At 64.2% G+C, this 12,871-nt stretch carries 13 protein-coding genes; 9 read left to right on the top strand and 4 right to left on the bottom strand.

Features of this window, described 5'->3' with window-relative positions; all coding sequences use genetic code 11:
- The first annotated feature begins 41 nt into the window (after nucleotides 1-41).
- Genes flhA through I6F21_RS02185 form a run of 6 tightly spaced genes read left to right on the top strand, consistent with a single transcriptional unit; the run spans nucleotide 42 to nucleotide 4,785 of the window.
- Entirely contained in the window at nucleotides 42-2,123 is a 2,082-nt protein-coding gene (gene flhA, locus I6F21_RS02210; RefSeq protein WP_036027411.1) for a flagellar biosynthesis protein FlhA, read from the top strand.
- Entirely contained in the window at nucleotides 2,120-2,872 is a 753-nt protein-coding gene (fliR, locus tag I6F21_RS02205) for a flagellar biosynthesis protein FliR (RefSeq protein ID WP_036007054.1), read from the top strand. The genes flhA and fliR overlap by 4 nt, the downstream gene beginning before the upstream one ends.
- 7 nt (nucleotides 2,873-2,879) lie before the next feature.
- Nucleotides 2,880-3,299: a hypothetical protein gene (locus I6F21_RS02200; RefSeq protein WP_036007058.1), complete on the top strand. Its 420-nt coding sequence runs from the start codon at nucleotides 2,880-2,882 to the stop codon at nucleotides 3,297-3,299.
- Entirely contained in the window at nucleotides 3,296-3,778 is a 483-nt protein-coding gene (locus tag I6F21_RS02195; RefSeq protein WP_225182760.1) for a rod-binding protein, read from the top strand. Before I6F21_RS02200 ends, I6F21_RS02195 begins: the two co-directional genes overlap by 4 nt.
- Nucleotides 3,779-3,817: 39 nt before the next feature.
- On the top strand, nucleotides 3,818-4,330 hold the full coding sequence (locus I6F21_RS02190) for a flagellar biosynthesis protein FlgN (RefSeq protein WP_225182759.1): 513 nt from the start codon (nucleotides 3,818-3,820) through the stop codon (nucleotides 4,328-4,330).
- The gene (locus I6F21_RS02185) at nucleotides 4,327-4,785 is read left to right on the top strand and encodes a hypothetical protein (RefSeq protein ID WP_036007081.1); all 459 of its coding nucleotides are present in this window, start codon (nucleotides 4,327-4,329) and stop codon (nucleotides 4,783-4,785) included. Before I6F21_RS02190 ends, I6F21_RS02185 begins: the two co-directional genes overlap by 4 nt.
- Before the next feature lie 233 nt (nucleotides 4,786-5,018).
- Here I6F21_RS02185 and I6F21_RS02180 read toward each other — a convergent pair whose 3' ends face one another.
- On the bottom strand, nucleotides 5,019-5,789 hold the full coding sequence (locus I6F21_RS02180; RefSeq protein WP_192893304.1) for a response regulator transcription factor: 771 nt from the start codon (nucleotides 5,787-5,789) through the stop codon (nucleotides 5,019-5,021).
- Nucleotides 5,790-6,608: 819 nt separating this feature from the next.
- On the opposite strand from I6F21_RS02180, the gene I6F21_RS02175 reads away from it, so the two are divergent.
- On the top strand, nucleotides 6,609-7,565 hold the full coding sequence (locus I6F21_RS02175) for a hypothetical protein (RefSeq protein WP_225182758.1): 957 nt from the start codon (nucleotides 6,609-6,611) through the stop codon (nucleotides 7,563-7,565).
- 12 nt (nucleotides 7,566-7,577) lie between these two features.
- Here the strand turns inward: I6F21_RS02175 and I6F21_RS02170 are convergent, their stop codons facing one another.
- A complete protein-coding gene (locus I6F21_RS02170; protein ID WP_225134454.1) occupies nucleotides 7,578-8,156 on the bottom strand; it encodes a MarR family transcriptional regulator in 579 nt (192 codons plus the stop codon).
- 616 nt (nucleotides 8,157-8,772) lie between these two features.
- On the opposite strand from I6F21_RS02170, the gene I6F21_RS02165 reads away from it, so the two are divergent.
- Nucleotides 8,773-9,660 carry a dienelactone hydrolase family protein gene (locus I6F21_RS02165; protein WP_225182757.1) on the top strand — a complete coding sequence of 296 codons (888 nt, stop codon included), beginning with the start codon at nucleotides 8,773-8,775 and terminating at the stop codon, nucleotides 9,658-9,660.
- A 55-nt stretch (nucleotides 9,661-9,715) separates the two neighbouring features.
- On the opposite strand, the gene I6F21_RS02160 is transcribed toward I6F21_RS02165, so the two are convergent.
- Complete coding sequence (locus I6F21_RS02160; RefSeq protein WP_225182756.1) at nucleotides 9,716-10,984, bottom strand: serine hydrolase domain-containing protein; 1,269 nt, start codon at nucleotides 10,982-10,984, stop codon at nucleotides 9,716-9,718.
- Between the two features lie 118 nt (nucleotides 10,985-11,102).
- Complete coding sequence (locus I6F21_RS02155) at nucleotides 11,103-11,951, bottom strand: SDR family oxidoreductase (RefSeq protein WP_225182755.1); 849 nt, start codon at nucleotides 11,949-11,951, stop codon at nucleotides 11,103-11,105.
- 145 nt (nucleotides 11,952-12,096) lie between these two features.
- On the opposite strand from I6F21_RS02155, the gene I6F21_RS02150 reads away from it, so the two are divergent.
- Entirely contained in the window at nucleotides 12,097-12,852 is a 756-nt protein-coding gene (locus tag I6F21_RS02150; RefSeq protein WP_225182754.1) for an HAD family hydrolase, read from the top strand.
- Nucleotides 12,853-12,871: the final 19 nt, after the last annotated feature.

The raw sequence follows: 12,871 nt of genomic DNA, 5'->3' as shown, positions 1-12,871 counted from the left end.
TGCGCGGCAGATTGCGGGCGGACCCCTCTGCCGGTGACCCCATGGCCGATACGTTAGCTGCTAGCCCGCCCAATCAGCGCCGCCTCGGAACGGATGCCTTTTTCGCCGCCGGCATCGTGACCATGCTCACGATCCTGTTCCTGCCGATTCCTCCGATCCTGATCGACCTCGGCCTCGCGTTCTCGATCGCGCTTTCGGCCCTGATCCTGATGGTGGCGCTGTGGATTCAGCGCCCCCTCGACTTCTCTGCTTTCCCGACCGTTCTGCTGATCGCGACGATCCTGCGCCTGGCGCTGAACATCGCGACGACGCGCCTGATCCTGTCACGGGGCGGGGAGGGTGAACATGCGGCGGGCCATGTCGTTGCAGGCTTCTCGAAGTTCGTCATGGGCGGCGACTTCGTGATCGGTCTCATCATCTTCGCGATCCTGGTGACGGTGAATTTCGTCGTGATCACCAAGGGCGCGACGCGTATCGCCGAAGTCGGCGCCCGTTTCACCCTGGACGCCATCCCGGGCAAGCAGATGGCGATCGATGCGGACCTGTCCGCCGGCTTGATCGACGACAAGGAAGCGCAGCGACGGCGCCGCGAGCTCGAGGAGGAGAGCGCGTTCTTCGGCGCCATGGACGGCGCCTCGAAATTCGTCCGTGGCGACGCCATTGCCGGTCTCATCATCACCGCGATCAACATCTTCGGCGGCATCGTCATCGGCGTCACCCATCACGGATTGACTCTGTCCCGCGCGGCCGACGTCTACACCAAGCTCTCCGTCGGCGATGGTCTGGTGTCGCAGATGCCGGCGCTGATCGTGTCGCTGTCGGCGGGCCTCCTGGTCTCCAAGGGCGGCACCACGGGCTCGGCGGAGCAGGCGGTGCTGCGGCAGCTCGGCGGCTATCCGCGCGCGGTGTCGGCCGCCGCGCTGATGATGTTCGTGCTCGCTTTGATGCCGGGACTGCCGATGGCGCCGTTTGTGCTGCTTGGGGGTGTCATGGCCTTCGTCGGCTATTCGTTGCCGAAGCGGCAGGCTGCGCTGAAGCAGAAGGAGGAGGCCCGCAAGGCCGACGAGCGCGCGCAGGCTGAGGCCAAGGAGTCCGTCAAGGAGCAGCTCAAGACCGCCGAGATCGAGCTGGCGCTCGGCGGCCACCTTTCAATCCATCTGTTGGGCTCGCGCACCGAGCTTGCCCACCGCGTGGCCAAGATCCGCAAGAAATTCGCCAAGCAGTACGGCTTCGTCATTCCCGAGATCAAGCTCACGGACAATCTGTCGATCGATCCTAAGAGCTACCAGATAAGGATTCACGACACGCGCGTTGCCCATGGCGAGCTCAGGCTCGGCGAGGTGCTGGTGCTGGTCGACAAGGACGGCAAGCCCGACGTGCCGGGCGACGAGGTGATCGAGCCGGCGTTCGGCATGAAGGCGCTGTGGGTGACGGAAGCCTTCACCGACGAAGTCAAGCGGCAGGGCTGCAAGCCGGTCGACAATCTGTCGGTGCTGCTCACGCATTTGAGCGAAGTCATCAGGGCGAACCTTGCCCAGCTGCTGTCCTACAAGGACATGCGCGCCCTGCTCGACCGGCTCGATCCCGAATACAAGCGCCTGGTCGAGGATCTCTGCCCGTCGCAGATCTCCTATTCGGGCCTGCTGGCGATCCTGAAGATCCTGCTTGCCGAACGCGTCTCCATTCGCAATCTTCACCTGATCCTCGAGGCGATCGCCGAGATCGCGCCCCATGTGCGGCGCTCCGAGCAGGTGGCGGAGCACGTTCGGACCCGGCTCGCCCAGCAGATCTGCGGCGATCTCTCCGACAATGGCGTGCTCAACGTGGTTCGTCTCGGTAACCGCTGGGACCTCGCTTTCCACCAGAGCCTGAAGCGCGATGCCAAGGGGGACGTCGTCGAGTTCGACGCAGACCCGCGCCTGATCGAGCAGTTCGCGACCGAAGCCAGCGCCGCGATCCGGAAATTCACCGAGAGCGGCACCAGCGTGGTGCTGGCAGTGACGCCGGAAGCGCGCCCCTATGTCCGGATGATCCTGGAGCGGGTGTTCCCGACTTTGCCGATCCTGTCGCATGTCGAAGTCGCGCGCAGCGCCGAGATCAGGGCGCTCGGAGCCATATCGTGATCTCAGGGCTCGCCGACAGCGTGCTGGTGACGTTCATCGTGTTTTGCCGCATCGGCGCCTGCCTGATGCTGGTGCCCGGCTATTCCAGCGTCAACGTTCCGCCCCAGGTGCGCCTGTTCGTCGCACTGGTCACGACGTTTGCACTGACGCCGATCCTGATTGCCGTCCTGAAGCCGCTCACGGACAACGCGGCTCCCCTGACGCTCGCGCTCCTGATCTGCTCCGAGCTCGTGGTCGGCAGCGTCATCGGACTCGGCGGGCGCGTGTTCTTCCTCGCCCTCCAGACCATGGCGACCATGATGGCGAGCGCGATCGGGCTGAGCAACATCCCGGGCACACCGATCGCCGACACCGATCCGGCGCCGGCCCTGGTGCCGCTGATCATGGCGGCCGTCACCACGCTGTTCTTCATGACCGACCAGCACTGGCAGGTGCTGCGGGGGCTGATGAACTCCTACGACGTCTGGAAGCCCGGCAGCAGGCTGGGCGGCAGCGTCGCGCTCGAGCTGCTCGTCGGCCGCCTTTCGGAAGCGTTCGTGCTGACGCTGCGGATCTCGAGCCCTTTCATCGTCTATTCGGTCATCGTCAACCTGGCGGTCGGCCTGATCAACAAGCTGACGCCGGCCATTCCGGTCTATTTCATCTCGGTGCCCTTCGTGCTGTTCGGCGGCTTCCTGCTGCTCTACCTCACCAGCGACGAGCTGCTGACGCAGTTCATGCTGGGCGTGTCGTCGTGGCTGGCGGAGTGACCGGGTCATGACATCGCGCGCGGACAAGCTCGGCCGGATGGTCTCGCTGGTGAAGCTGCAGCTCCGGCTCTCCGAATGGCAGCTCGCGCAATTGCGGCAGCAGGAGCGCAGCCTGCAGGACGAGCAGGAATGGCTGGTCGGAGCCTTGAACGATGGAAAGCCGCCGGCGGGATCGTCGAACGAATCGATCGCGCGACGTCTCAACAGGGCGAGCGTCGGCGCCCGTGCGGTGCAGGCGCAGGCCGCGCAGCAGCTCGACCAGGTTCGCCGGGAGACCCGCCGCGTGAAACAGCTGGAGGAGGTCGCCAAGGCCGCACTCGCAGACAAGCTCCGCGATGCCGAGAAGCGCTCGCTCGAGGACATGACGGGAACGAGCCTTACCGTGCACGCCTGGACGCCACAGCCAGCCAACCGGAACAAGACATGATCGTGACAGCGACGCCCGACCTCGTCCTCGACGTCCTCGAAGCCGCGGACCCCGCGACGCAGCGCGCCGCGACCGCGAAGCTCGACGCGCTGAAATCGTCGGACGCCGATTTCGCCGCCACGATGGAGGCGGAAGTCGGCAAGGCCAAAGCGGCGACCGCCGATCAAGCCGCGGCGAAAGTCGCGGAAGCGCAGTCGGGTGCCGTGAATGGCGCGCCGGTGCAGGTGATCAAGGCGCCGGCATCCGGCGAGGTTTACCGGAAGTTCGAAGCCTTCATCCTCCAGACCTTCGTCGAGACGATGTTGCCGAAGGAGTCGGAGGAGGTCTTCGGCAAGGGCACGGCTGGCAGCGTCTGGAAGTCGATGCTCGCAGAGCAGCTCGGCAGCCAGCTGGCAAAGGGCAACGGTGTCGGCATCGCCCGGCAGCTCGCCGCCGCTCATCCGGCCGGACGGGATGCTGCAGCGAAGGCCGGATCATGATCCGCGAACGGGTGACAGAAGTTGAGAGGTGAATTTCCAATGCAGGCACAAGAAGGCGCGGCGGCCGTGGCGATGGACCATGCGGTCGCGGACACCGAGGCGATGACGACGGAAGCCGCAGCCAGCGATGCGCTGCTGCCCATGCTGCTGCCGATCGGGGGTGGCGAGACGAGGGCCGACGCCGCGGACGCGGCGAGATCGGACGAGATGCAGGGCCTGTTGGCCGCAATCCGCCGGCTCGCGACGATCGTCGAGGAGGAGACGACGGCACTCGCGACCGGCCAGAAGATCGATTTCGACGACTTCAGCGCGCGGAAGAGCCGGAGCATGCTCGAGTTCGTCCGCCTGATGCGGGCGCGGATGCACCTCGGCGGCGAGGTCGAGATCACCGAGGAGATTCAGCGGCTGCGCGAGAAGCTCGAGCGGAATCGCTCCATTCTGGAAATGCACTACGACGCGGTCCGCGAAGTCGCGGGCATCATCGTCAAGGCGGTCAAGGACGCCGAGTCCGACGGCACCTATACCGGTCGCACGGCGCAGGACGGAAAATGATCAGGCTGGTGCTGGCCGGGCTTTGGGTATGCATCCTCACGGCAGGCACGAGCTATGCCGTTGCCTATTGGAAGGAGAAGGGCAGCCTGCTGCCGGCGAAGGACGAATATCTCGAAGGGCTGCAATATCACAAGACGCGGGCGCTGAGCGTGCCGATGGTCGAGAACGGCAATGTCCAGGGCTACATCGTCGCGCGCTTCGTCTACACCATGGAGGCGCGGACCATGCACCAGCTGAACGTCCCGCCGGAGCCGTTCGTCGTCGACGAGGCCTTCCGCAGGATCTATGCCGACGATCGTCTCGACTTCAGGAAGCTCGCCCGTTACGACCTCGCCATCCTGACGACGGCCATCAAGCAGCGCGTCAACGAACGGATGCAGGGTGACATCGTCCAGGACGTCCTGGTCGAGGACTTCAACTACGTCTCCAAGGAAGAATTTCAGCAGAAGCCGTAGCTCTTTTCTGCGGCCATCCTTCGAGAGGCCGCTACGCGGCTCCTCAGGATGAGGACGGAATGCGCGGCGCCAGTCTCAGCGCGCACCGCGGCCGATTAGCCTCATCCTGAGGAGGCGCGTCAGCGCCGTCTCGAAGGACGAGGCGTGCGCTCAGCTCGCCGCCAAAAGTGTAACGGCCTCCGCGAAGCTGCTTCGCAGAGGCCGTTGCCGGTTTGTGGCGCTGTCCTGCCGTGTCAGTTTCCGGCCGGGTATGCCGCGGGGGCGGCCTGCGCCCGGTTCAAGAGGATGCCGACGTCCTCGAGCTCCTGCACCGGCTCGTCGAGAGTTTCGCCCGCCGGGATGTTGAGGCGGTAGCCGACGTAACGCCTTGCCACGATCGCGTCGAAGCCGAGGCGGTCGCGGAGCTTCTTGCGCAGCTTGCTGACGTGGCTCTCGATCACGCTCTCGTCGAAGGTGGACTCGAAGATGCCGTAGACCGCATTGAAGATCTGCGTCTTGGTGATCCACTTGCCGTGGTTGGCCACCATATATTCGAGAATGCGCAGTTCGCGGCGGGGCAGGGTGAGGGCGTGGCCCGCGATTTCGGGATCACGGCCGTTGAAGAAGACCTGGATCCTACTCTCGCAGGGCCTCGGCAGCTCGCCCACCCGGCGGCGCGCGATCGCGGCCGTTCGTGCCAGGATCTCGCGCAGGTGGATCGGCACGTGTACGACGTCGTCCACGCCCGATTCGAACAGCTCCAGCGTGTTCTTGAGCATCTTCTGGCCGCTCATGGCGATGATGGGAGCCGAGGAGCGCTTGCGCATCGCACGCGGCAGGCTTCCGCGGGCATCGCAATCCCCGAGGAGAAAGGCGTCCACCGCCGCCAGATCGGATTCGCTCGCAGATTGCAGCCAGTCCCAGAATTCTCCGGAGGAGAACCCGATCGACGATACGCCTTCGCGAACGAGCCCTCCGACATAGCTGTTCGCGACGCTCTCACGATCATCAACGATAATATACATCAGTCTTTCGCCCCTGTTTCGCACTTGTTGCGGCCGGTTGGTTGTTGTGATGCGCCGGCTCGGCAACGATGCTGTTTGACGACATTCCATCCCGCGAACCGTTGTTGTGGTTTCGATATTCGCGGGCAGCCCTACGCGTTCAGTGCCTGCGTCTCGCAGGCCTGTTACTTCAACTCGATACTGAAACGCTTACTGCGTGAGGCTCGGCGGGTGTCTTACTGATCACCTCGCGGAGCAGATTGAGAAACGACCTAGAACAGTTGCGCCAAGTTGCTCATCGCGTCCGAACACTGCTGAACCATGTCGATCTCCTCGCCAACTGGCGAGAATCACTTGAGTAGAACCGTAGCGATTGCCGATTCCCGATCAAGCGTGCGAAAGAAAGCGATTGCTACACGCACTTGATGCTGTTGATTTGTTTCTGGTTGTTTCTTGATGCATCCAAACGTATCAGTTGATTTTGATACTGAACTAGTTTTGCATTGTGATGGTTGTATAGTTCCGCATCCCCGTACAATTACAGCTATTTCGGGTGGTGCTCCGAGGCACGCACATTGATGGGTTTTCAACCCCGGATTGACTCTGGAACTCGCTTTTCCGCATGCGGAGGTTCGACTCACGTCTGCGCCGCGCCTCCAGCTTGATGAAATCTTGGCGAGTGTGTGTCTTTCGAGTCGCACTATCGCCACGTGTATGGCGCAATCGACTCATGCGACGTCGCATCACGCGCGATGAACGGCTTTCGACCCGCACGTTTCAGGCAAGCTTCGACAGATAACGTCGTCGCTCGACAGACCGAACCGAACGGAGCATTTTCATATGTTGTCCGATGGACAAGCTCGTCCCAACGCGACCGCGGACGCTTCCGCGGCGGCGAAGCCAGCGCCAGAGGCGAGCGATTCAATGGACAACGCGGCGCGGACGACCAAGCCTGCCGCGAGTGCAAAGCGCGTATCGGCGACGGCGAGCGACGAGGCTCTCGCAAAGGAGGCACTCGACGGCTTGAAGCGGATTCGTGCCAAGGCCCGCCTCGACAAGATGGCGATCCCGAAGCCGGCGCCGGTCGTGATCAAGCCGGCCGTGATCGTGGCGAAGCCGCCGCCACCCCGTCCGACCTGGGTCGCGCCGCTCGCAACTCTGGCGGTCGCTGCCATGCTGGTGGTCTGCGCCTGCACCGGCGTGATCGCCTATCTCACCACCCAGCCCGCGCCAAACAACGTTGCGGCCAATGCAGAGATCAGGATTCTGCGCGAGACCGTCGCGCAACTGCGCAAGCAAGTGTCGGGCGTGTCTGAAAACCTCGATGGCTTGCGGACCGCGGTCGATCAATCCAGCAAGGTCACGAACGATCGCTTCGGCCGGTTTGCCGAGAATCTCGACCGGATCGAGCGGGTGAGCTCGTCCTCTACGGTGAAGCTCGACAAGCTCGCTCAGGTGCAAGCCCAAGCCCAAGCTCCCGCGCCGGCGACGGTGCAGACGCAGCCGGTGTCAGCGCAAGGGCCGATGATGGCCGCGGTCGCCGCGCCCGAATTCACGGGATCGGTGCCTGCACCCGAGCGTGCATTGGCGCCGCGCAAGGCGATCAAGGGCTGGTCGGTCCGCCAGGCCTATGAGGGAATTGCGATCCTGCAGGGCCCGAACGGTGTCATCGAAGCCGTGCTGGGACAACGGGTGCCCGGTCTTGGCCGCATCGAAGAGATCAGGAACGAGAACGGGCGCCTGGTGGTGGAATCAAGCGGCGGCGTCATCTATTCGTCGCGCAAGGCAATGCCCTGAACGAGCCGCCTTTTATTGGCGGTGATGCTCGAAGCTGGTGCACAGCAGATCGACCTCCGCTTCGGCGATCGGTGCGCGAAACAGGCGGCAGCTGAACTCGGCCGTCGTCTTGCTGTCGGTATTGGCGCGATCCTCCCGCAGGAAGATGCACCGCTTGCAGACGTCGGTGTGGTGCCGCTGCTCGGCGGCATCGGAGTGGTCCAGCACGTGCCGGAACGTGTCGCGGAAGCGGATCTTGACCTCGTCGTCCAGAACGCCAATCGCTTCGATGAGGACGTTGACGGGATCGCGCACCAGGAACTTCTTGCCCTGCTGGGTCACGCTCAACGTCACCGAACGCTTGTCCGTGGCCGAGCGCTTCCGCTCGAGATAGCCGTGCCGCTCGAGCTCGCCGATGATGAACGAGGCGGTGCCGCGCGTGGTGCCGACGTAGCTCGCCAGCGCCGAGGGGGTTCGGGAAAATCGGTTGGCGCGGGAGAGGAAGCGCAGCGCCATCCATTCGCGGTCGCGCAAACCGTGCTTGGTGCCTTCGAACCACAGGATGCGTGCGGCCTGCTCCAACAGTTCAATCGATTCACGAGCCAAATTCATTTCAGTTCCAGGTCGCATAAACGTTTATTCAATTGGGCCTCGGGTAGCGCAATCGGGGCGGACGAGAATGAGACCCGCTCGCGCTGCTTCGTCCGTTGCGGGCGAGCATCGCGCGTCGCGGGAAGAAGCCTCTGCGTTTCCGAAGATGGAACTTCCGGCCGTGGAACTAGGGTGTCACAAAGAAAGACCGGGTAAATCGCGCGGCCAAGATCCTTCGAAAATTTCAATCAAATGACGGCGGTTCGCACGTGATTTGGTGATGATGAGCGATGCGTAAGCAACATGATGTGTCACCATCGTCGCTGCGATTGCTATTTGTTGCGGCAGAGCCTGTCGGGTGTGCGCTCAGGCGCATTCTGCGCAGCGCCAAGCGGCCCGGCCGGCAGGCAAAGAACCATTCCTTTCGGTTAATGGATGTTGCGGTGCAGTGCAGCCAGGCGGTTAAGTCCGGCACACGGCCCACGCTCCGGCGGGCAGCGGACACCGGCGCTCGCTAACGAAGGGATGAAGTGGTGAGCCGCGTGCTCGCAGGCTGGTGACTTGCGTTTATCTGGCAATTACTGGCGAATGCGGCGCCCGAGGGGCATCAGCATGGGAATCAGGAATGGGAAGATCGATGAGCTTTGAAACCACCATGACATCCGACGTCGTTGGACTGACGAAAGTCGCCCCGCTCTCGCGCCGCGGATTCATGAGCGCGACCGCGGCCGTCGCCGCTGGCTACACGCTCGCGGCCGGTCCGGTCCGGGCCGACATCATCACGACGGATACCAGTGGCCTCCAGGCCGGCGATGCCAAGATCAAGGTCGGCTCTGAGGAAATGCCCGCCTATTTCGCCCGCCCGGCCGGCAACGCCAAGGCGCCGGTGGTCATCGTGGCGATGGAAATCTTTGGCCTGCACGAATACATCCGGGACGTGACGCGCCGCCTCGCCAAGCTCGGCGCGTTCGCGGTGGCGCCCGACTATTATTTCCGCAAGGGCATCGACCTGACCAAGGTGACGGATATCAAGGAGCTGCTGCCGGTGGTGAATGCGAAGCCGGACGCGGAGCTGTTGTCGGATCTGGACGCGACGGTCGCCTGGGCAGGATCGAAAGGCGGCGACACGACGAAGCTCGGCATCATCGGCTTCTGCCGGGGTGGCCGCACGGTCTGGGAATATGCCGCCCACAGCGGTGCGCTCAAGGCGGGCGTTGCCTTCTACGGGACCTTGGTCGATCCAGCCAACCCGTTGTGGCCGAAGAGCCCGCTGCAGCTCGCGCCCGAGATGAAGGCGCCGGTGCTCGGCCTCTATGGTGGCGCCGATACCGGCATTCCCGTCGCGCAGGTCGAGCAGATGAAGGCCGCGCTCGAGCAGAGCAAGAAGACGGCCGACTTCAAGATCTACCCCGAAGCGCCGCACGGCTTCCATGCCGACTATCGCGGCAGCTACCGCAAGGACGCCGCGGAAGATGCCTGGAAGCAGGCAGAGGCCTGGTTCAAGAAACACGGCGTGTTGAGCTGACGGTCAATCAAGAGGGCGGCCCAAGTGGCCGCCCTTTCTCTTTCATGTGACGGTCTCACTTCGTCATCGCGCCGTAGACGATGTCCTGGACCTGCTCGCGATAATACTTCCTGAGCTCACCCGGTGCCGCCGTTCCCACCACGACGACGAGACGCTCCTTGGGATCGCAGAAGAACTGCGTCCCGTAGGCTCCGTTCCAGGTGAACTCGCCCGGATTGCCGGGGACCGACGACAATCCTTCGCTGGTCCGGACCGCCACCGAAAGGCCGAAGCCGAAGCCGCCGCGATGCGGCTCGACATTGGCGACGTTGTTCTTGATCTCGGGGCCGAGATGGTTCGCCGTCATGTGACGGACGGTCTTCGGACCGAGGATGCGCTGGCCGTCGAGCTCGCCGCCGTTGAGCAGCATCTGTCCGAAGCGGATGTAGTCGCCGACCGTCGCGAACGAGCAGGCGCCGCCGCAATCGAACTTGGTTGTGGTGTCCAGGAGCTTGATGGCCTGCGGCTTGCCCGTCAGCGGATCGTTCGGGAAGGGGCGGGCGAGGCGCGGGCGCTGCGCCTCGGTCGGATGGAAAGTCGCATCCTTCATGCCGAGCGGCTGCCAGACATTGGCAGCGAGATAGTCGCCAAGCTTCTGCTCGCTCACCTTCTCGACGACAGCGCCGAGCACATCGATCGAAAAGCCGTATTCGAACGCGGTCGAGGGCTGCTGCGCCAGCGGCAGCTTGGTGATGCGATCGATGAAAGCCTGGGTGTCGCCTTCGATCGCCGGCGCAATGCCATCGGGATATTGCCGCGCCACCGGGCTCGATGAGTCGGGGCGGCCGCCATATATCAGCCCCGACGTATGCCGGTAGAGATCGTGGATGAAGATCGGCGAGGCCTGCGGTTCGAGCTTGAGTGATCCATCCGCCTGAGGCACGCCGACCTTCATGTCGGCGAAGCCCGGGTAGTATTCGGACAGCTTGGCCTGGAGCGGCAGCCGTCCCTGCTCCATCAGCGTCAGGCCGGCGACCGCTGCCATCGGCTTGGTCATCGAGGCCAGCGCGAAGATCGCATCGAGCGGCATCGGCGTGCCCTTGGCCGGATCGAGCAGGCCATAGGCCTTGTAGTGGACGAGCTTGCCGTCGCGCGCGATGGCGACCACTGCGCCGGGAACGCGCTTGGCCGCGATCTCGCGCGCGAAGAAATTATCGAGGCGTGCAAGGCCTTGCTTCGAAAATCCGACATCGTCGGGATTGGCTTCGGGCAGCGGCGCAGCGCGCGCGGCGCCGAGCGTGACGACAGCAATCGTTGCCGCGATCATGGCGATCGTCTTGTTCATTGCATTCTCCCAAGACGCGAATTCGTTGTGCGGTGGCTCGCTCGATGCCTAGATCATGACCGCACAGGGACGAAGTCAAGCGCGGGGGCGGCATGTCTGGGACGCATCGGCAGGAACCCTAACGTCCTTCGCCTGCGCGCCAGAGAGCGTCGAGGCCGTGCCGATAGGTGGGGCAGGCCAGCGTGACGCCGAGCTCGCGCTTCAGTTTCTCGTTGGAGACGCGGGCGCTGCTGGCATAGAAGCTGCGCGCCATCGCCGACATTTCGGCGGTGGCGAACGCTTCTTCCGGCGGCGGCGCCACGCCCATCAGCTGCGCGGCATAGCCGATCACGTCCTGCGGCGGCGCCGGCTCGTCGTCGCAGACGTTCCAAACGCCGCCGCCCTGGTGATGAATAGCGGCGATGATCGCGCTCGCGATGTCATCGACGTGGATGCGGTTGAACACCTGTCCCGGCTTGATGATGCGCCTCGCCGTTCCCGCGCGCAGTGTCGCCAGCGCGTTGCGGCCGGGACCGTAGATGCCCGCAAGCCGCAGGATCGCGGCATCGCCGCCCGCCGCATCCGTCCAGGCCTGCTCCGCCGCGATCCGCATCCGCGTGCGGTCGAGGATGGCCTGCGGCGGCGTGCTCTCGTCGACCCAGCTGCCTGCGTGATCGCCGTACACCCCGATGGTGCAGAGATAGATGGCCTTGCGTTTCCGCCCTGTCAGCACGTCCGCGAAGGCTGCGAGCGCGGGATCGCCGCCGCTGCCGGGCGGAATCGACACCAGGAGGACGTCGGCGTCGCGAACCCGTTCAACCGTCTCGGGCGACGGAAGGCTGCCGGAAAACGGATGCACCTCGATCCCGGCGAGGTCATTCCGCTGCGCGGGATCGCGCACGGTGCCGGCGACATGCGAGAAGCTGCGGCCGTGCTTGCGGACGAAATGCCGGGCGCTGTAGCCGAGGCCGAGGATGAAGAGCCGCATGCGTCTCCCGTGCAGGTCGAAAGTTCCCGTTCGCGCCGTCGCGCACCGTTCGCTCATAAGAGATTTTTGGGTCCGGCAAAAGATATTGCGATTTTACTCGTCTGTCGCTTCGGGCGATGTTCGCTTGGGACAGGAGGCATCGATCATGCAGGCCGAAGCGTTGGTTCAGGCGCCAGCAGACGCCGCCGAACTGATCCGGCGCGCGGCCGCGCTGATCTTCGACGTCGACGGCACCCTGGCCGAAACCGAGGAGCTGCATCGGCAGGCCTTCAATCTCGCCTTCGCCCGCCTCGGTCTCGACTGGCAGTGGGACCGCGCCGTCTACAAGGACCTGTTGCGGGTGACGGGCGGCAAGGAGCGCATGCGCGCCTACCACGAGAGGCTAGTGACCGCTCCGCCCTTGTCGGACGGGGACATCGCAGAACTTCACCGCATCAAGACCGCGCATTATGCCGAATTGGTCGAGGCCGGCCGCTGTCCCTTGCGGCCAGGCGTGACGGATTTGCTCAGGGCCGCGAAGGCGCGCGGCCAGCGGCTTGCGATTGCGACCACCACATCGCACGGCAATATCGATGCGCTGCTGTCGCAGGTGCTGGGCAAACGCTGGGCCGCGGATTTCGATGCGATCGTCGCCGGCGACGACGTCAGGCACAAGAAGCCGGCGCCCGACGTCTATCTCGAGATTCTGGCGCGGCTGAAGCTCGAGGCGTCCGATTGCGTTGCGATTGAGGATTCCGCCAACGGTCTGATCGCGGCCTCGCGCACCGGCGTCCCGGTTCTGATCACCCGCAGCACGTTCTTCGGGGACGACGACTTCACCGGCGCGCATGTCGTGCTCGACGATCTGTCGGAACTTTCGGCCCGCCAAACAAAAGCTGAAAAACAACCCCATGCACAGTAGATCACGGCGCCGTGATCGC

Source organism: Bradyrhizobium sp. NBAIM03 (genome assembly GCF_020194055.1).
In the GTDB taxonomy this organism is placed as follows: domain Bacteria; phylum Pseudomonadota; class Alphaproteobacteria; order Rhizobiales; family Xanthobacteraceae; genus Bradyrhizobium; species Bradyrhizobium yuanmingense.
The sequence above is the reverse complement of the archived record's forward strand: the minus strand, read 5'-3'. Positions and strand labels throughout refer to the sequence as shown.